This is a genomic window from Algoriphagus locisalis (assembly GCF_900116615.1).
Lineage (GTDB): Bacteria > Bacteroidota > Bacteroidia > Cytophagales > Cyclobacteriaceae > Algoriphagus > Algoriphagus locisalis.
On the sequence record NZ_FPBF01000004.1, the window covers coordinates 186,343 to 207,055 of the forward strand.

At 43.0% G+C, this 20,713-nt stretch carries 17 protein-coding genes; 11 read left to right on the plus strand and 6 right to left on the minus strand.

The window, feature by feature from the left end; all coding sequences use genetic code 11:
- Positions 1–329 precede the first annotated feature (329 nt).
- The 6 genes from BM386_RS13015 to BM386_RS13040 form a co-directional block, all read right to left on the minus strand.
- Positions 330–662, minus strand: a complete 333-nt coding sequence (locus BM386_RS13015; protein WP_091694937.1) for a DUF6984 family protein — start codon at positions 660–662, stop codon at positions 330–332.
- Positions 652–4,746: a DUF6443 domain-containing protein gene (locus BM386_RS23815; protein WP_211482909.1), complete on the minus strand. Its 4,095-nt coding sequence runs from the start codon at positions 4,744–4,746 to the stop codon at positions 652–654. The genes BM386_RS13015 and BM386_RS23815 overlap by 11 nt, the downstream gene beginning before the upstream one ends.
- A gap of 8 nt (positions 4,747–4,754) precedes the next feature.
- Positions 4,755–8,066 carry an RHS repeat protein gene (locus tag BM386_RS13025; RefSeq protein ID WP_091694940.1) on the minus strand — a complete coding sequence of 1,104 codons (3,312 nt, stop codon included), beginning with the start codon at positions 8,064–8,066 and terminating at the stop codon, positions 4,755–4,757.
- A 3-nt stretch (positions 8,067–8,069) separates the two neighbouring features.
- The gene (locus BM386_RS13030) at positions 8,070–8,936 is read right to left on the minus strand and encodes a hypothetical protein (RefSeq protein ID WP_139235910.1); all 867 of its coding nucleotides are present in this window, start codon (positions 8,934–8,936) and stop codon (positions 8,070–8,072) included.
- A 31-nt stretch (positions 8,937–8,967) separates the two neighbouring features.
- Positions 8,968–9,801 (minus strand): hypothetical protein, encoded by an 834-nt coding sequence (locus BM386_RS13035; protein WP_139235911.1) that lies wholly within the window; start codon positions 9,799–9,801, stop codon positions 8,968–8,970.
- Between the two features lie 500 nt (positions 9,802–10,301).
- The gene (locus BM386_RS13040) at positions 10,302–10,529 is read right to left on the minus strand and encodes a hypothetical protein (protein ID WP_091694947.1); all 228 of its coding nucleotides are present in this window, start codon (positions 10,527–10,529) and stop codon (positions 10,302–10,304) included.
- A 393-nt stretch (positions 10,530–10,922) separates the two neighbouring features.
- Here BM386_RS13040 and BM386_RS13045 point away from each other — a divergent pair, with 393 nt between their 5' ends.
- Genes BM386_RS13045 through traN form a run of 11 tightly spaced genes read left to right on the plus strand, consistent with a single transcriptional unit; the run spans position 10,923 to position 20,685 of the window.
- Positions 10,923–11,357, plus strand: a complete 435-nt coding sequence (locus BM386_RS13045; protein ID WP_091694950.1) for a hypothetical protein — start codon at positions 10,923–10,925, stop codon at positions 11,355–11,357.
- Between the two features lie 54 nt (positions 11,358–11,411).
- Positions 11,412–11,738 (plus strand): DUF4134 domain-containing protein, encoded by a 327-nt coding sequence (locus BM386_RS13050; RefSeq protein WP_091694953.1) that lies wholly within the window; start codon positions 11,412–11,414, stop codon positions 11,736–11,738.
- Positions 11,739–11,766: 28 nt separating this feature from the next.
- Positions 11,767–12,096 carry a DUF4133 domain-containing protein gene (locus BM386_RS13055; RefSeq protein ID WP_091694956.1) on the plus strand — a complete coding sequence of 110 codons (330 nt, stop codon included), beginning with the start codon at positions 11,767–11,769 and terminating at the stop codon, positions 12,094–12,096.
- 52 nt (positions 12,097–12,148) lie between these two features.
- A complete protein-coding gene (locus BM386_RS13060) occupies positions 12,149–14,608 on the plus strand; it encodes a TraG family conjugative transposon ATPase (protein ID WP_091694959.1) in 2,460 nt (819 codons plus the stop codon).
- Between the two features lie 25 nt (positions 14,609–14,633).
- Positions 14,634–15,338 (plus strand): conjugal transfer protein TraI, encoded by a 705-nt coding sequence (locus tag BM386_RS13065; protein ID WP_211482910.1) that lies wholly within the window; start codon positions 14,634–14,636, stop codon positions 15,336–15,338.
- A gap of 28 nt (positions 15,339–15,366) precedes the next feature.
- Positions 15,367–16,014 carry a hypothetical protein gene (locus tag BM386_RS13070; RefSeq protein WP_091694962.1) on the plus strand — a complete coding sequence of 216 codons (648 nt, stop codon included), beginning with the start codon at positions 15,367–15,369 and terminating at the stop codon, positions 16,012–16,014.
- 7 nt (positions 16,015–16,021) lie between these two features.
- Positions 16,022–16,645, plus strand: a complete 624-nt coding sequence (locus BM386_RS13075; RefSeq protein WP_091694964.1) for a hypothetical protein — start codon at positions 16,022–16,024, stop codon at positions 16,643–16,645.
- Between the two features lie 29 nt (positions 16,646–16,674).
- Positions 16,675–17,898 (plus strand): conjugative transposon protein TraJ, encoded by a 1,224-nt coding sequence (gene traJ, locus BM386_RS13080; RefSeq protein WP_091694967.1) that lies wholly within the window; start codon positions 16,675–16,677, stop codon positions 17,896–17,898.
- A 12-nt stretch (positions 17,899–17,910) separates the two neighbouring features.
- Positions 17,911–18,528 carry a conjugative transposon protein TraK gene (traK, locus tag BM386_RS13085; RefSeq protein WP_091694969.1) on the plus strand — a complete coding sequence of 206 codons (618 nt, stop codon included), beginning with the start codon at positions 17,911–17,913 and terminating at the stop codon, positions 18,526–18,528.
- Positions 18,529–18,530: 2 nt separating this feature from the next.
- On the plus strand, positions 18,531–19,817 hold the full coding sequence (traM, locus tag BM386_RS13090) for a conjugative transposon protein TraM (RefSeq protein ID WP_091694971.1): 1,287 nt from the start codon (positions 18,531–18,533) through the stop codon (positions 19,815–19,817).
- A 28-nt stretch (positions 19,818–19,845) separates the two neighbouring features.
- Positions 19,846–20,685: a conjugative transposon protein TraN gene (gene traN, locus BM386_RS13095; RefSeq protein ID WP_091694972.1), complete on the plus strand. Its 840-nt coding sequence runs from the start codon at positions 19,846–19,848 to the stop codon at positions 20,683–20,685.
- Positions 20,686–20,713 lie beyond the last annotated feature (28 nt).

A 20,713-nucleotide genomic window follows, 5' to 3' on the forward strand; every position in this document is an offset into this window, starting at 1 on the left:
AGGGGATCAACAGCTCCTTCGACAGAAAAACCGTCAAACGCCTGCAGGATATCGAAAAACTACTGCCCGAGGACAGGGAGCACATCTTCGCACTCATGGACGCATTCCTGTTCAAGTGCCAGGTACAGAACTCCCTCAGCGCATAAAAACACAAAAGCCCGGCATTCCTGCCGAGCTTCTTAATAGCTACTAAAGCCTATATTTTTCTAGTTCCAATTTTTGATGACATAGATTATCAATGCTATTCTGCCCTTTGATTTAAAATATTCAATTAAACTTTTCCTATATTTTTCAACCACTTTAAGTTGACTAAAAACGAAAACATCAATTCATTCCAATTCAGGAAAACATCTCAAAGGACTAAAATCAGTCTTCCAAACATCTAGTTCAAAAAGCTTGCCTTCTTTATCAATATTTAGCGACACAATTACTTCAACTCCATCACAGTCCGTATATTGATACTCACTTACTTGGCTTCCGAACTCTCTTCCCTCAATAATCTCTCCATTAGGAAACAATAACAACCCCCCCATCCCATCATCTTTCATTGGCATAACTAATAATTGAGACTCCCAATCTATTGGAAGAGCCATTCCTGCCTTTTCAACTAAAATATTAAGCAATCCGCTTTCTTGTCTTGTTATTTCTCTGCTATAAACCATGTATTCTACCTACATTGATAACTCCATTTTCCAATTTAAACGCCGTGTATTGAATCTTTTGTCCAGCAACTTCAATTACTTGATTAAAAGGCTTACCTGTGACTATCTTCTGAGAAACTCCTTTGAGATGAGTTTCAACGGCTGACATAACAGCATTACGACTCAGTCCTAGCTTATCTGTATGTCTAAACGCATGGCTAACCTGATTTGCAGTTTGTCCAAATTGTATTGTGGGAGTTCCAAAACCACGTGCAATCATTCTAGACGGCCTAATAGTACTTCCACTACCCCCTCCTGTCATAAACGAAAGGCCAAAAGAAATGTCGGAAATCAAGTCACCTGTTGCGACTAATCCCTCTGTGTTTATTTTGTCTTTGAAGGATTGGTTGACATTAGTCTGGAAATCAGAAACTTGCCCCATATCAAAATTATTCGAAACAAAAAAGTCATTGACAAATTGACCTCCGTTATTGAAAATTTCATCCTGACTCATCCCCTCCTTAAACGCACCATCATAAACGATAGCCTCTCCACCAGCGCCAAGTTCATCATACCCCAAAAACTGTCCTCGGGAATTGACTATCGGATTAGTCCATTCTCCAAATGGATTCTCCATGTTATCCTCAACCCACATCCCGTTGGGATCGATCAGTCTTACAGGATTGTTCAACGCATAGTTGTAAGGGCTAAACGCCTGGTACATTTCCGCCAACGGATCCGGACTGGTCCAGCGTCCTATCACTGGGTCAAAATACCTCGCCCCATAATCGTATAGATTGAGGCTTTGGTCGTCCAGAAGCTCCTTCCCGTTGTAGAGGTATTTATTTGCCTTAATTAATCCATGCTGAAAGCCCAGCCCTTTGAGTTCCAAACCCCAAGGATCATAATGGGTTTCTTGGACTATGGCCGAACTCACACTCATCACCATCATATTGTCAAACCAGACATCCTCTGAAGTCTCGTTCACCACAAAGGTTTCCATATAGCCGTCCTTGGAAATATACATCTCCTCTTCCAGAACTTCATGCTGGTTTGCCGCATTTTTGGTCAGGACTTTCTTGCCGACTTCATATCGGTTGCTGTCCTGGTCATACAATGCATACATCAGGTAAGCCTCCGGGGCTTCTTTCTTCTGAAGGTCCTTGGCTAAGATATCTGCCAGGTTAAGCAATGCAATCGGGTTGGCTCCCCCTGCACGCTGGTTGCTCAGCGCCAGTTCATTAAGGTCGGCAATTAGCCTGTCCTTGCCCCCTGCTGCCATAAAGCTGGCAGCATTGGCTTTCTGCTTTTTATCTTCTAGATACTTGCCATGCACCTGTAGCTTCAGGCTGTCGCCGGCATAGATTTCCTGGGTTCTTCCCGGACCTACCATTCTTCCTCTGTTGGCATTCAGCCAAGCAACCTTGTTTCCACCCTGTGTCACATTATGTTCAGGTTCGGTCTGTCTGGATGATGACACCTGTGAAAACGCTGCTTCTTCCGCTTCGGCGTTCTGGGTTTCCATCGTCGCCATAAAAGTCTGGGTGGATGTGTTACGCAGTACCTGTCGGATATTTCCCAGATGATCTTTCACATAATACTCGTAATTATAAGCGCCGCTTTCATAGGCTACTCTACCTTCCTCATGGAGCAGATAGTCCAATGATCCGTTGAGCAGCACCACTTCTCCAATGTAATCCTGGGTCTTAGTCAAAGCTCCCCCGCTGTCGTAAACTTTTTGGGTCAGCTTGTTCCCTTCAGCATCATAGGCGAATTTTAACTTTGTACCTGTGGTGAAACTGATCTCCTGCGGTAAATTCAGGTGATTATAGGTGATCAGACTAATCTGCTTATCCAAGTTACTTTTCTGGTTCCCGTTGGCGTCATAGCCATAAGCTGTCGTGCTGCGCTCCTTAAAATCTTGAGCCAGATAACCTAATACGGTATTGTTATCTTTTACCTGGGAAAGACGGTTACCATTTGAGTGATATGAATAAACCAAATCATCTACCAATGCCCATGTGGTAGAGGTCCGCTGGTTATTCCGCTGCATTGTTTTGATATTTCCATTCCCGTCATAAGTAATCCCAGTAAGGGTGAAATTCTTTGAAGCATCTCCGGAGAATGTCGCTGCAGAAATTCTGTTGGCGTTGTCATAAGCATAGGTATAGGTACGTGATAATGCATCCTGTCCGCCTGTCCACGACATCTGTGCTATGTTTCCATTGTTAATTAACGTGGCGTTATAACTGAGTGTCTGGGTAAACACCCCTGTGAAACCTGTTCCCAGTCCTGTAAGCCAACCCCGAATATTAAAGCTGCTGGTCTGGGTGGCATTGGAGGCCACATCAGGGAAGGTCTTACCCACCTGACGCCCAAGATCATCATAGGTATACTGGGCAATTGTTTTGACCCCATTAGTTCCTACCTTATGAGTAACTGAAGCTAATTGGCCGATCACATTATAGTTGTAAGTCCGCAGAACCGTATAATTTGTAGAAAGAGAATTGGTCACCAGACTGTTGGTCGGCTGGTCTTCAAAGTTATAGGCGGTGGAAGCACGGACAGTCCCTCCTGCCTGATGCTGCCCCACAGTCTGGATTACCCTGCCTTTATTATCATAAAAAAACGCACTGGTATAAAACTCGCCTGTCTCCAGGTTCTTGACCTTTTTGCCGGTCTGAAGACCATGAACCCGTGTACTGGCAGACGACGGAAAAGGTGATCCTGGATTGGCATACGTATAGCCGGTCAGGTATTGATAGGAATCGTAATAGTTTACCGTAAGAATTTCTCCCTCATCGGTGGGCCATGCGCCCGCGGATCCAGAAGCCGGTAGTGTACCAATCCTTGCGGTAAAGCTCTGGTTTTCCGTCGCTTTCATAGTAAACCCGCTCTGGAGGGTAATTGAGCTTGAGGCCACGTACTCCTGGTAACCATCGTATTTGGAAGATGTAATGGTTGTCCCGGTTTTTATCTTTGCCGTGTTTGCTTTAACCGTAGCGTTGTTGGGACCTGAATTCAGGCCTGACTGCAGGACACTCATCGAGTCTGTACTTGTAGTAAGGCCGGTGACAATCACTCTTCCAAGTGCATCATATTTGGTGTAAAGCCACTGGTTCTTACCCCGGAGGTTTCCGTCCTGAAAGCCAACCTGTCTGTCCTGAGCGTCGTAGAGGTAATACTCCCCGCTTTTACCGGGTACATATTTTTTGACCAATCTCCCCCTCCCGTCATAGAAATACCGAAAGTATAATTCCGCCGAGACTGTTTCATTTGCGCTGGTCGTACTAGCCCATGAGGCCGCAGCTATCAATTCTAAAGCCCGGGGCGGTATCACCACCCGAAGCTGCCCGAGGTCATCATAAACATAATAGGTACATAACCAGCCTGTGTGTCCACTTCCGGTGGGGCTAGCCGTATTCTGTACCTTTTTAAGAATTAGCCTTCCAAGCTTGTCAGTATACTGAACAGTTGTCTTATTATCCTCATCCTGGGTGATATCAACCCACAGCAGGTTGTTGCCGTAGGCAGCAGAGGTAACAGGATAACCAGTACCGTTTATCGTAAATATCCTTACCCCTTCCCCTGAGGTGTTGGTCCTTCTGCTGAACTTCACTTCTTTGGTGGATCCCATTCTCCAGGCATTGCCCGGAGCTGCCTGCTTGTCCAACCGGTTCAACGGGGAAGGCTCAAACAGTTTTTGGGAATAGCCATAGGTATCTCCATATATGGGATTGGTCCGGCTGGAATGGTCGCTAAGGGCGGTGCTTCTGTATCGTCCATCCTGGCCTGTCGATGATGCCTCATAATATGGTAGGTACTCTTTTTCCTGGCGTCCATAATCATCGTAGTCCATGGGCGTAATGAGATCCTTTCCGTTGATTGTAGCCTGTTTGCCAACGGTTTGTTTCGGCCGGCCAAGACCGTCCAGATAGGTAAAGCTTTTATAGGACTGGCTGGAAGTACCCGTGGTAACGGTTGTTGTGGATGTCGTAGGAATTCTGGCCTTATACGTCTTCACAAAGTTCTCTGTCGTCTGACCGAAGGATGCCGATACAGTTACCAGAATCAGAAAAAGGGTCATAAATAAATAGTGTCTCATCTTAAAAATCAGTTACCGGTACCGTAATTATATTCGTAATGTTCAACGATGTTCCCGTCTTCGTCCTTAATAGTTTTCAGACGGTTGGCAGTATCGTATTCGTAGATGAGAGTATATCCCCTAGGATCGGTCTGGCTGGTCATACCAACCAAGGCTTCATAGGTATAGCTGGTCATCATTGCATCCAAAGGATGAAGCCTGAGCTCATCTATTATAATATTGCTACCTGATATGGTAAGACTGGTAGAGGTAATGTTCTTTTCCACCCACTTCCATGCGGTCGAGAGGGATTCGGTCTGGCCCCCTACATTCACAGAAGCAGTACCTGATACTGTCTTTGCCCAAAAGCCCACACGGTAAGGGCTGGCAGTGGAAGCTGTAATCCCCGTTTTGGTAACCGAACCCGAACTTAAATTATACCCCTTCTTTCCGGTCTTATAGGTTGTAATTGGCGCACCACTATACGACCAACCTCCTTTGTCTGTGGTCTCAAATGATGTAAAGGCAATTTGACTAAGAGTTGCATTGACAGCTTCGGCGATTGGAAACTGATAATTGTATGACCAAAGGTAAGATGTAGATGTACCTTCCTTATTTTTCAATTGTTGGATATTTCCTTTCAAATCATATAATTCGCCTAATACACGTAGACTATACTTACTATCCGGTAAAAACCCAGTGCTTGAGCCCGAAGGCGGTAGGACACCATTTGATCTATTACTGAATTTAAATGAACTCAAGGATATAGGATTCTGGACTTCCAGATTTAACACCTCGTCAATCAAGCCTGCTCCTCCTGTTTTGTACTTATTTATCACACCGGAGACGATTGTCCTGACTGTTCCAACCTCATTATATCTAACAGTCTCAATAGGATAACTGAGAAGGTTTTTTGTTTTCAAGTTATCTATAAATGTGCTTCCTGAAGGGTAATCCGACGGATAGGAAACATTGGTTATTTCCTTGGCTCCATCACTTTTTTCAACAATAGTTTTAGTAGTTTGAAAGTGTAAAGGATTGTCATATGCATAAGTGGTGGTTGTTACAAATGGATTTAAACCTGTTGTATTATAATCCTCTACTATCTGGCTCTTTATTCTAATAAGTGCATTTGGTACATAGTATCTAGAATATATGAATTCTTGTGAGGCGCTCCATCCGAAAATTTTATACCCGGGTGTAACAGACAAAAGAGTTCTTTCATAATCAAATTTTTCCTTCTTTAAAATTTTGCCCAATTCGTTATATGTACTTCTTGATTTCAACCTACCTCTTTTCCACGAATTGCTATAAGAAACAGGATAAGGAGCATCCAATACGCTAATGGTTTTTTGCAAATTTGCACCTTGAGGAGTTTCGGGAGATACAATAGAAGTAATATGTTCAGAATTAAATAGATTATCCATATGGAACATATCAATATCATCGTAAATGTCATCAATGCCATTATAATCAGGAAACAAAAGGTTGTTGTCAAACTCATTTATCACATACCCATTTCCTGGCTGTACAACTTTTACACTACCGTATCCAAATTCAGAACCACCCCCAAGAATTGCTTGAGGTGAAGTTGATATTTTAATATAGCCACGTTCAAGAAAAGGAGAGTTTCCAGGAGGCAACCCAAAATGTGATAATAATTCAGACCCTAAAAGTGGAGAAGTATCAGATCCCCTATATTTAATTGTAAAATACTTATAATAAAGGTCTCTGGGATCAGAGGTCAGCAATCTATAATCATAGATAAAATTGGTTTCCTTTGTTTCATTATTACCAAAATGATCAATAATCTTACCTATTCTTAAACCATCTCCAACCCCTGAAGCACCGGTAAACACATTTGATTCAAATTGAAATTCCTTGCTCCCACCAGTGGGATAGTAAACAGTCTTAAGTGAATTAGCCTTAACAGGCTCAGCACTGGGTTCCCTGTTCGCGCCATTTCCAATGGTGGTGGTAACATAAATATCTGAATACTCTGCAAATTCGACGTACCATCGATCACTGCCAATACTTCTTCCATCACTGTTCCCTGGAAAAATATGCTGATTGCTCGAATTGTTAAAATATCCCCAATGATCCTGCTTAGGAGAAAGACGATAAGGTAAAGTGTAGACATCATTTGTTACTGGATTATTATCTCCCCAATACTCAAATTTATAAGGTTGCCCTATTTCAATTCCGGCTGATGAAAATTGTTGCAGGGAATCTAATCTCAGTCGGTAATTTAAATGTTGGTATACACTTGGATTGCTCCCATTGTATTTATTGGCATTATTTGCTTCAAAATGACTGGTATATAAATTCATTCGTTTAGAAATACTACCGTCAGCATTATATATAGTAATGAGGTTCAAAGGATATGAACTTGTTTTATAATCAAGTCGTTGTTGGCTGCTTGTCGTAAATTCCACCCATCCACTAGAAGTAATTATTTTTTTTACCCTCATTTCAGTTACAGAGACTCCAGTTACAGGAGTTAATGCTGGTATAATTGTTGGTGTAGTTGTAAGCTCTACCACATATTCAGAATATTGTCTGATATCGTGACTTACTGAAGGCGTAGATTGGTATTCAAATATTATTTCGCTACCCGTTGGTGACTTAATTTTTGTAATATACCAAGCGGTAATATGCATTTGATTAATTCCTGTGAAATAGGTCTTTTCATAGGAACTAAATTCATATATATTTCCATCTTCGGTAGTAATAATAATATTGAAATCAAAACCACTAACATATTGCAATTCTACACGGATATCATCGGCTTGACTTAACTTCACATTTCCGTTGCTATCAAACACAAAACTCCCTGACCTGCCATTAAAATTAAAAATGTACTCATCGGGCTCAGTATCAATACTATTATTAGCTGCAGCATCTAAATTATTCTGCTGAATAAATTGTGCCCGAGTAATCCCTTGAGAAAGACTGAAGAATCCGATATTTGCCCTTTGAGGGAGAAGTACTCCTGAAGATGACAAATATTCTGCTCTCCCCCTTACCTTTCTTACTATTACCCCTCCGGCGTTTAATGACCAGCCTAACCCTACCCACGAAGCCACTTCATCCACTTTTATCCCTGAACCATGATAAGACAAAGAGATATCTAGGGAAAGATTACCTTCCCGCATAGTACAAACAGGAATAGATATGTCAGGAAGGCCGTTATATAAATTCACTGGAACATCTCCGTATTTTGCCAAACCATATGAATTTGGAGAAGGTGGAACAAATTCCGGCTTATAGATCTGCCCAAATAAATTGAGAGAATTTAGGGATAAAAGCAGCACAAAACTTGCTGAAAATAATTTTCTCATTGCTTAATTTTTATTTTCTAAAAGTTCAATTCTACTTTTTAATTCATTATTATTTTTCTGAAGTTCAATAACATAAAGTGTTAACTCCTCTACCTTCTCCAGCAACTTCTTATTCATCTCTAAAAGATTCACTCCATGTTCCAAAACTTCCTTTTCTTTAGGGACATTTGGAAGGTGCCCATTCTTGTTGATAAAAGCTTCTACTTCTGAGAGAGGCATCAATTCATAGTTAGTTTTAAAAACATAATCAGCCCAATCAGAAGTAGTGATGTTGATTTCATGGGCTTTTATTTTTCCATTAACCGATAGCTTTTCCGTAGGTGAAACAGTTCCAATACCAATGTTTCCATTCTTACTGATTCTCATTCTTTCAATATAGGGACCCGATTCATTGGTTACGAATTTTAAATTATAACCTTGGCCCGTCATGATAAGTCCGTCCTTTCCATTAATAAACAGACCCGATGAATTGGAAAAACCTTCTATAGATGAAGAATAATCTACAAGGTCAAGAGTGGTGTTACCATACTGAAACCTAGATCTCTGACCGGCAATAGACAATAGATGAAACGGATTCGTTGTAGGACTGACACCAAACCCAACATATCCTAGCGAATTTATCACTATTGCATCTTTCCATGTTGCTGAATTATGCCTAGCCTGTAAGTTTAAAGTTGTAGCCCCCCCTGGATCACTACTTATCAATCTATGTCCAAACCCAGAACCAAAAGATGATGTATTCCAAGAAATAGTTTTCTGAGATCCAACGTTGGAATTCATATAATCAAACGTAGTTGTTTGGGCGCTTACATTCAGTATTGATCCAATACTAACTAAGAGTGTTAAAACATGAATAATGCTTATTTTCATAATACCTTATAGTTAAAAGTAGATTCTGTTATTATAATTGAAATTCATCTAGTTTTGCTAGCATAGCCTTTATTCGTTCGTTCTGTCTAACCAAATAAAGTATCAACTCTTCTACCATTTCTAAAAGCTTAATTTTCATTTCAGAAAGGTTCACCCCATTTTTTAAAAGCCCTTTTTCCAATGGAATATTTTCTAAATGACCATAGGAGGAATAGAATTGAAGAACTTGCTCCACGGTCATTAAAGAATTTCCATTATCAAAAACATAATCAGCCCATCCACTAGCGGTAACATTAACCTCTTTGGCTTCTACAGTTTCATTAGCACCAATTCCGCCATGTCTAAATTCTGCCTGATAGGTACCTGAATAATCTCTTGTAAGCCAACTGAATATACCCGCAGCTTTATACTGCCACATGTAAGAACCACTTCCATTGGAATTAACCTTTGTATAACTTGAGGAAGAATCATTAAATCTTCCTGAACCACCGACATGGAGTTTATGTGATGGAGACATTACGCCTATACCAACATTTCCGTTATTCTGGACTCTCATCTTCTCAGAATTACCAGAATTCTTGGTCCAAAAAGAAATGTACCCACTTCCTCTATTTGCCTGCAATGAAATCCCGTTACTTGAACCTGCATCTCCTGTTGTTCTAATGAATCCCGCATCATTTCCATCCAAACTTTGGAGTCTCACATCTCCCTGCATTCTGGTCTCTCCCAAAACATGTAATGGAGCACTAGAGCCTGTTCCAATCCCAATTCCCACATTACCTGTGGACGGAAAATAGTTTGACTGTCCATATGCAGTAAAGGCTATAAAAAGTATTACAATTGGAAATAGTATCTTCTTGATCATCTCTTGATTTTTTGTAAAAGCCTGCAATTCAAATCAAAATCCTAATAAGAAAAAAATACCCTATACAGGGTATTGTAGGTGTACTGATATTTACATTCATATACATAACAATAATTTCTGTATATAAACTGCAAAAAAAATGTGTTTTAAAAAAAAATATACAAATCACAGTATTTCTTAATGTGCTGAAAATCAATAGATTTATTTTTATTTTTTTTTCACTTAAAAAAAATTATTTTAGGTGTTATTTAAAATTTTGAGGAATGATCTACTTAATTATAACCTTCTAACCAAACCTTTTATAGGTATTTTTACTATTTCCAACAGATAAAATAAATTAGTAATCATGTACTAGTCCGAAGCGATAACTTACATAAAATGGCAAAAACGACCTACAAAATAAAAAGTTCAACTCCCACCACCCAAGCACAGGTAGGTTTGAAATAGCCATTACTCAATCAATTTCAAAACTGAAAAGCCCAATGGTAGACCTTGATATTTTAAAAAAGAGGGCTATAAAGCTCACTTTTACCTGCAAATCTAAAATTGCCAACTACAGTAAGAATGACATGGTCTAAAAGAGGTAGATCCCTAGCTTTGGCAAACACTTCATACACCTGTCTTGAACTTGCTACCCTAGGTCTTTGGGATGACTTTACCTTGGCACTGTAGCTCAGCTTAATCTCAGCTACTTCAAACAAATCAATTTTTCTTTCTGCAGTCTCCATAATCTTTTTCGTTTTTGTGGAACAATAAATTAGGAAGCATCATCAGGCCTTGGGGGACAAAGACCGAAAGGCAAAGGAATAAAAAGCGCAGCGTAGCAAGCGGCTTTATGCCGGAAGCTTACGGTCGCCCAGAGCCCATAGGACTAACTTTGTGAGGAATTCAAGGAACTAAACTCTCACCATATTATCAGATTTTAGGTTTTCAAGAAAAAACCAAGCACTATCAACGGATTCACGCGATACTGCAATCAGTCCATCCTCACTTTGGCAGTAGAAAAACTTTCAAAACTTTTTTTAGTAGCTACCACAACGGTGTAAAAAACTGGGATTTACACTACCCAAATTTGCTTCTGTCAGCGGGAAAAAAACCCGCATCAACAAAACAGAAATCCTATGTTGGAAGCAATTACCTGGAACAGCTACTTCAGCACCTTGGCATTAGGCATCACAGCTTACTACCTAATCATTATAGGATTATACTATCCCAAAGAACTCCGCAGCTTGATTTCCGGAAAATCATTGCAGTTCAATCCTTCCGGTCAGCAGGATAAGGAACGGCATCTGAACAGGACTGACCAAAAGGACATTGATCTCTTTGAAGAACTGGAGATTACGGTTGCGGAACTCCAAGGCATCCTCGGAAGGGCGGGAAACATGACAGACAAGAACCAGCTGCTTGGGCAGCTAAGCCAAGTTCTGTCCAACCACCCCGGGCTTCGGGATCCCGTCTACCGGGTTGCCATTGGTAACTACCTCTCAGAGAACATTCCCAAACTAACCCACCTCAACTTCAGAGAATCTGAGCTGGAAAAGATCTGGGATGAATAATCCAATTAACTAAACTCCAATCAAAACATACCAACACTTCTAAAACCCCTTCCCATGAAAAAGCCAAACCTTCTCAAACCAACAAGTAGCAAAGCCTTTCTCGCATCATTGCTCCTCTTACTTATTTCCATCACAGCACAGGCCCAGGATGGCCTGGCAGGAATAGCTGAAGCAGACCGTCAGGTCAGAAGTTACTTTGCCGCAGGCACCAGTCTGATGTATGCCATCGGAGCCATCCTGGGACTTATTGGCGCGGTAAAAGTCTATCAAAAATGGAATGCGGGAGACCCCGATACAGGAAAAGTCGCTGCAGCCTGGTTTGGCAGCTGTGTGTTTCTGGTGGTAGTAGCCACAGTCATCCAATCCTTCTTCGGAGTCTAATCAACCAAACATCCAAATCTCCAAAGCCATGGCCAACAGCGTCTACAAAATCAACAAGGGAATCAACAAGCCCATTGAATTTAAAGGATTAAAAGCCCAGTACATCTGGTACCTCGGTGCCGGTGTGCTGGCACTACTTATCGTATTTGCAATCCTGTATTTTCTGGGAATCAATCCATTTGTCTGCCTTTCCATTGTGGGGATTTCAGGAACCCTACTGGTCATCCAGATTTACCGGTTCAGTAAGGCCTATGGGGAACATGGATTAGGCAAAAAACTGGCTTACCGCCAAGTTCCCCACGCTATCCGCCTCAAATCCAGAGGAGTATTCCGAAAGGTGAAAACCACAAACAAATAACCATAATATCCCAAAGCTAAATCAATCCCTCATTTCCTAACCACTGAATCTAATGGAACGATTACTGGAAAAGCATTTCCCAATTCTTAGCATAGAGCAAGACTGTATCCTTTCCAAAATGGGAGATATCACGGTAGCTTACCAAGCCATCCTTCCTGAAATCTTTACACTCAGCGACCGGGATTACGAAGCATTTCATCAGGCCTGGATTAAGGCAATCAAAACACTCCCTAAAAACAGCATTCTCCACAAACAGGATTGGTTTACAGAATGCAACCATCAGGCAAATTTCAGCAAAGACAACCCCAGTTTCCTGAACAGAAGCAGTGAGCGCTTCTTCCATGAAAGACCCTTTCTCGACCATTCCTGCTACTTGTTTCTTACCCTTAAACCCAAAAACAGGAAACAATCCAGTAGTCTGTTCTCCACCTTACTCCGCTCCCACATCATTCCGGATGAACTGAACTTGCCACAAGGACTTCCTGATTTCCTGGATGCCTGCGGACAGTATGAGCGAATCCTATACGATAGCGGATTTGTCAGCTTAAACAGACTTAAAGAGGATTATCTGTATAGCAATCAAACTCAGGCAGGGATTTTGGAAAAATACTGCAGCCTTACTGGCGACAACAGACCTTCCTGGATTTCGGATATCAGCTTCAAACCCAGCCTCCAGGTCGGAAATAAATCCTGCAGGATTTTCAGCATAAGTGAAACCGATGATCTGCCATTGCTCTGTGGCTCCCGGATCAACTACGACAAGTACAGCACGGACACCACAAAATTCAGTGTGGGTTTTGCTTCCTCCCTGGGCCAGCTGCTCCCATGCAACCATATCTACAACCAGTACCTCTTTATCGGTGACACGCAGCAAACCCTCAAAGATCTGGAATCCAAACGGCTGCGGTTGCAGTCCCTGGCCAATTACAGCAGGGAAAATGCTATCGCACGGGATGCCACCAACGATTTTCTCAATGAGGCCATCAGCCAGCAACGCATTCCGGTCAAGGCACATTTTAATATCCTGGCCTGGACAGAAGACACAAATCAGCTTTCAGAAATTAAAAAGCAGGTTGGCTCAGCCTTCTCCCAAATGGAGGCCTCGGTCAAGGAGGAAACCGTCGGTGCCCCACAGCTCTTTTGGGCAGGGATACCCGGAAACAGCGCTGACTTCCCTATGAATGACAGTTTTGACACCTTTGTGGAACAGGCCAGTTGCTTTCTCAATCTGGAAACAGGCTATCAAAACTCCATCAGTCCATTTGGAATCAGACTGGGTGACCGACAGACCGGAAGGCCTATCCATGTGGACCTGTCCGATGAACCGGTAAAACAGGGAATCTGCACCAACCGGAATAAATTCATCCTCGGTCCCAGTGGGTCCGGTAAATCCTTTTTCACTAATCACCTGATCCGAAGCTATTACGAACAGGGCACCCATGTGGTCTTGGTGGATGTGGGAAATTCCTATAAAGGGCTCTGTGATATGGTTAAGGGATATTATTTCACTTACGATGAAAAGAACCCTATTCGTTTCAATCCCTTCTTCATATCCGAAGGAGATCAACTGGACACCGAGAAGAAAGAAAGCATCAAAACCCTCTTGCTTGCCCTCTGGAAAAAAGACAATGAAACGTTCAAACGAAGTGAATACGTCGCCCTTTCCAATGCCTTAAAAGGTTATTATGAAAAGCTGGATTCAGATAAATCCCTGTTTCCAAGTTTCAACAGCTTCTATGAGTACCTGCAATTAGATTTTCAGGAAACACTCACATCCGACAAGGTCAAAGAAAAAGATTTTGACATCGGCAATTTCCTATATGTCTTACGCCCTTACTACAAAGGTGGGGAATTCGACTATTTGCTCAATGCCTCTGAGAACCTAGACTTGCTTCAAGAACGCTTTATCGTCTTTGAACTGGATAATATCAAAGACCATCCTATCCTTTTCCCTGTGGTGACCATTATCATCATGGAAGTCTTCATCAACAAAATGCGCAAACTAAAAGGTATCCGCAAACTGATCCTCATAGAAGAAGCCTGGAAAGCCATAGCCAAGGAAGGTATGGCCGAATACATCAAGTATCTGTTCAAAACTGTCCGCAAATTCTATGGGGAAGCCATCGTGGTTACCCAGGAAGTAGAAGACATCATCAGCTCACCTATAGTAAAGCAGGCCATCATCAACAACAGTGACTGTAAAATCCTGCTGGATCAGTCCAAATACCAGAACAAGTTTGACCAGATCCAGCAACTCCTGGGACTTACCGATAAGGAACGGGCCATGGTACTTTCTGTCAACAAGGCCAATGACCCCAAACGCAAGTACAAGGAAGTCTTTATCAGTCTGGGTGGGACGCTTTCCAAAGTTTACCGCACCGAGGTCTCCAAAGAAGAATACCTGGCCTATACCACTGAAGAAACTGAGAAAATCAAGGTCATGCAATATGCTGACCGGTTTGGCTCCATTCAAAAAGGAATCGCAGCTCTTTGTGCTGAATCAACAACCTAAACCGCAACCCAGAAACCATTCACTTATGATGATTTACAGAAACATCCTCCGAAGAAGTCTGATCCTAACCCTATTGTGCTCCTTCCTGACGCTATCCCCACAGCAGAGTGAAGCAGCGGTTCCCTTGGCCATACTTGAAATCATCAAAGCTGGTGTGAAAAAAGTGATTGTGGCCATGGACCTAAAAATCCAGCGTGAACAGAACAAAGTACTCTGGATGCAGAATGCACAAAAGGTACTGGAAAACACCCTATCCAAACTCAAGTTGGAACAAATCGCCGGTTGGACAGAAAAACAGCGGGACTTATACGAGAGATATTTCAATGAATTGCAGTCTGTCAAATCAGCCATCTCAGGATTTCAGCGGGTCAAAGATATCTCCCAGAAGCAGGCCCGCATCGTATCAGAATACAAAAAGGTCTGGGCAGTCATCCAGCAGGACGGACATTTTACCGCAACCGAAAAAGAATACATGTCCAGGGTCTATACAGGCATTTTGGCAACTACGGTGGAAAATCTGGATCAGATGGCCATCCTGGTCAAATCCTTTACCCTGCAGATGAGCGAGGGGGAACGACTGGCACTGATCAATGAAACTGCCAACCGGGTGGACCAAAACTATCAGGATCTGATCGCTTTCAATCTCAGCAACGGGCAGCTCAGTCTTCAACGGGCTGCAAATACCAAGGAGATCAACCAGATACAACTTCTCTATGGAATCAACCGCTAAGCCAAATTTCAATTAAAATCCAAAAAACATGAAACGATTGATTCTCATTTTCTATCTGGGAAGCATATCCCTGCCTTCCCATGCCCAAACTTGGAACGAATGGTGGAAGCAGAAAGATACCCAAAAGAAGTATCTGGCAGAACAGCTCATTGCCTTGAAAGCCTATGGAGCTGTGCTTAAAGAAGGGTATGAAGTAGCATCCAAAGGATTGGGTTTGGTGCATACCATTCAGAACGGTGATTACACGCAGCATGAAACTTATTTCAGCTCATTTTCTTCCATCAATCCCCAGATCAAAAACCATCCGAAAGCAGAAAAAACAATCGCCCTGTATTCGAAAACCAGGCAACTGACTCTTCAGATTCCCAATAGACTCTTTGCCGAGAACAGGTTCACTGCCTCAGAGGAAAATATCATCCGGCATGTGCTTCAGTCCATTTATAAAGACTGCGACCAGATGCTACTGGATCTGCAAACCCTGCTTAGAAAGGATCAATTGAATCTCAGTGATTCTGAACGGATTTCTCAACTCAGCCAAATCCATGCTGGGATGCAGGAAGCCCATAGCTACACCATCTGGTTTTACCAGAACTGCCATAATCTAAGCCTTTCCAGGCAGAATGAATCCAGGGCAATTGAGCATCAGAAAAGTGTATTTCTCCCATCCATAGACTAAATCATTTATGAAACCATTCCTTATTCTCTTACTTCCTATTTATCTGACTCTTGGACTTCAATCTTCGAATGCCCAGGCCGAGGAGGCTGCACAACTCCTACTCAACGTCACAAAACTGGAACAGCTCAAACAGATCCTGACAGATTTGGAAAAAGGGTACACCACCCTTAGGACAGGCTATTCCCAGATTGAAAATCTGGCTTCGGGGAATTTCAGCCTGCATGAAGCCTTCCTCAATAATCTCCTTCAGGTCAGCCCTGCTGTAAAAAACTACCACAAAACAGCGGAAATCATTGGCTATCAGCTCAAGCTGGTCAGGGATTACAAACAGGCAATTTCCGGCTTCAAAGCTTCAGGCCAGTTTACCGCAAATGAAATTTCCTACCTATCCCAGGTCTATGGGAGTCTATTCGAAAAAAGCCTGCACCAACTCGATGAACTGACACTGGTATTGACCGCCGGAAAACTGAGAATGTCCGACGAAGAACGGCTGGAAGCCATAGATCGTATCCACACGGATATCCAGGACAAGCTGATGTTCCTGACTGCATTCAACCAGGAAACACGTGCACTGGCTATCAGCCGATCCAGAGCCGAGCAGGAACTGGATGGAATAAGAAACCTCTATTAAAATAAGGACAACTAAGCCTATCAAACACCATGAAAGCACTTCTTAAATCCATCACTACCCTTTTATTAACCTTCCTTCTTCCGCTGACTTCCCATGCACAGGTTGGATATGACAGAGGACTGCATGGTGTATTGGAAGAGCTATACACCGAGATGATGCCACTGTGCAGTCAGTTGATCAGCGTGGCACAGGGAATAGCAGGATTTGGTGCTTTATGGTATATCGCCTCGAGAGTCTGGCGGTCCATTGCCAATGCGGAACCCATCGATGTTTACCCCCTATTCCGCCCCTTTGTCATCGGTTTTTGCATTCTTCTTTTTCCCTCAGTATTATCCCTCATCAATGGGGTGATGAATCCAACAGTGAGGGCAACCGCTGCTATGGTGGAGCACTCCAATTCATCGATCGAAGCACTACTCAAGCACAAAGAACAGGTTGCCAAAGGGACTACCAAAGGTCAAATGCTCGGAACCAACATCCAGGAGCACGATTACGACAAATGGCTCAAATACTCAGAGGGCTTAGATGATGACAGCCCAACACCCGAGCAGGGTCTTTGGGATTCAATCAGTAACAGATTGGGCTTTGCCGCTTCTAAGTCAATGTTCAATTTCAAGTATTGGATCAAACAGGCTCTATCCGAAGTCCTTCAGGTTGTCTTTCAGGCAGCTTCCCTCTGTATCAATACACTGAGAACCTTCCAGCTGGTTGTACTGTCCATTCTTGGCCCCTTGGTTTTTGGACTCTCTGTATATGACGGCTTCCATCACACATTGACGGTCTGGCTTGCCCGGTACATTAATATCTATCTCTGGCTTCCGGTGGCCAATATCTTCGGGGCCATAATCAGTACTATCCAAGAAAAAATGCTGATCCTGGACATCGGTCAAGTTGAGAATTATGGCGACACCTTCTTTTCTGCTACTGATACTGCTTATTTGATCTTTATGGTCATCGGTATTATCGGGTACTTCACTGTCCCCTCGGTTGCCAATTACATCATTCATGCCGCATCAGGCGGAGCTTTACCTCATAAAGTCACCGGTATCTTTTCACGAACTGCAACAAGAACTACGGGCATGGTAGGAAAAGCCGCCGGCATGACCTATAGGGGATCATCCATGGTAGCAGACTACCTGGGAGATCAAGCTGGCAGACTCCGCCAATCCATGTCCTCTCACAGCACCTCCTCGGGATACTTCAATGAGGGAAACGGGTATCAATCCGACAAACTCAAAGGAAACAACAGCTAAAAAAGAACGACCATGTTTACCAAACCAAAAAACATCGATACTGCCTTCCGTCAAGTCCGACTGTTCACGCTCGTAATAATTATCGGCTGCCTATTCTTTTCCGGGTTTACCCTATACCAAAGCCAGCAACTGACTGCCGCATTGCAGCAAAAGGTTTATATCCTGGCCAATGGGAAGGTACTGGAAGCCCTGTTGACTGACCGGAGGGAAAACCTTTCTGTAGAGGCAAAAGATCATATTTCCACATTTCACAGATATTTCTTTAGTCTGGACCCTGACGAAAAAGTGATCAGTTCCAATACGACCAAGGCACTCTACCTGGCCGATGCTTCTGCAAAAAGACAATATGACAACCTGCGTGAAAGCAATTACTACTCCAACATCATTGCAGGAAATATCAGCCAGGAAATCCAGACTGACAGTGTGCAGGTGGACTTAGGTCAAACCCCTTATTATTTCAGGTACTACGGCAAACAGGTTCTTACCAGGACTGGATCCATTGTCACCAGACAATTGATCACAGAAGGCTATTTAAGAACTGTTTCCAGAAGCGGGCACAATCCCCATGGATTCCTCATCGAAAACTGGACTACCCTTGAAAATTATGACATCCAAATCCAAACACGATAGCTATGAACCATTCAAACAACCAAAAATTCCGGAAAAAGCGACAGCTGCTGCTTATGATCCCAATCCTGACTGTACCCTTCCTGACCCTTACCTTTTGGGCCCTGGGCGGTGGAAAAAACCCGCGTGACTTCCTTAATGATTCTGCACAGAAAGGCTTCAATCTGGAGCTTCCGGGAATAGCAGAAGAAGGAAAAAAATTCCTGGATAAAATGGGGCATTACCAACGTTCCCATGCTGACTCCACCCGATACCTTCAGGAAGTCAAAAAAGACCCCTACTACCGGATGGCATTCAATGCTGAAACAGAAGTGGGATCCAATCCATCATTGCAATCAACAGGGATACCAAGAAGTCCCAACCAGCATACTTCCGACAAGCTGTACAGTGATGCACAGGAAGAATTGATACTGGAAAGACTGGAAGCACTTAAAAGTACACTTTCTGAGAGACCTGAACCTGTGACTGCATCAGCAACCCATCCTAATGAAGTCAGTTCCACATCAATTCCATCAAACTCAGGATTGGATGGGGATCTGGACCGGCTGGATCAAATGATGCAGCAAATGCAGAATTCCCATGCTGAACCAGATCCCGAATTTGAGCAAATGGCAGAATTGCTGGACAAAATACTCGACATCCAACATCCAGACCGGGTTCAGCAACGGTTGGATGCAGAAAGAAAAGCATTAAACGAGAATCATCATCCAGTCATTTCAACAGTTTCCATTCCTCAGTCCACGAGTCTGGATAACTCATTACCAGATATTAAGAATGAAAGCCCAGCACAAAACGGCTTCTTTGGATTGGAATCCGATGCAACAAAACCCAGTGTTTCCCAATCAATCCAGGCGGTAATCCATGAAGAACAAACCTTGGTTTCCGGAGAAACGGTCAAATTACGGTTAACACAAGAGACAAACATTGCCGGAACCCTACTGCCCAAAGACCAGCTGGTGTATGGCATAGCTTCTTTGAACGGGGACCGGTTGAAGATTTCCATCCGGCATATCCGCATAGCCGACAATATTATCCCTGTAGATCTCCGCATCCATGATGCCGATGGCATGGAAGGGATACGGATTCCCGGTTCCATTCCCCAGGAAGTCAGTAAACAATCAGGAAGTCAGACTTTACAGGGCCTGGGCTTCAGCAGCTTTGACAATTCTCTGGAAGCCCAGGCCACCAGTGCCGGAATAGAAACCGCAAAAAGCTTCCTAGGTAAAAAGATCAGGCAGGTCCGGGTTAATCTCAAAGCAGGCTATCAAGTCTGGATTATTGAGAACAGATAAACTTTACCAACTCCTTAAATCCACTCCCATGAAAATCACCCATCTCATTTTATTTGCCGCCTTGGGCCTGCTTACTACCGTTGATTTAACCGCACAGGTGATTTCCAGTGGTGAATCACAGTCCATCCCTGCCTCCCATCTCCAGATCAGCGATCAGATGACCACCAACCTGATCTTCCATCATACTATAAAAAGTGTTGACCGGGGAAACCGCAACATTCTCGTTCAGAAAGCCGATGCTGTTGGAAACATTCTACAGGTCAAAGCTAAGAACAGCGAAATGCAAAACAGCAATCTCACGGTAATAACTGAGGATGGCAGCTTCTTTTCCTTTGCAGTAGAATACGCAGAAGTACCTGAAAACCTTAATCTGAAAATCCAGAAAGCAGGCAATTCTGACTTAGCAGATTTTGGGAATCAGATTCAAGCAGAATCTGAACTGGAAGAGACAGCAGGAAAAGTGGCCAGAAAAAACAGATCCATGCCTGCTATCCGCCAACGGAGGTTTTTGACAGGGGTTGCACTCACTGGAATTTACATTGATAAGAACCTGCTTTACTTTCAGCTCAGGTTGGAAAACCAGACCAATATCCCTTATGACATAGAGCAGTTTCGACTGTTTATCCGGGACAACAGGCAAGGTAAACGCAGCGCATCCCAGGAGCTGGAACAGATTCCCAAGTTGATTTATGGAGATGTAGATCGCATCCCTGCACAATCCACGCAAACGCTGGTTGTTTTACTACCCAAATTCACCATTCCCGATCAAAAGCACCTGAAAATCGAACTGATGGAAGAAAACGGTGGACGTCACCTACAGATCAAAGTAAAAAACCGACACCTGATGAACGCCATGCCAGTGGACTAGAAAACCACGCCAGTAAACATCCTTCACA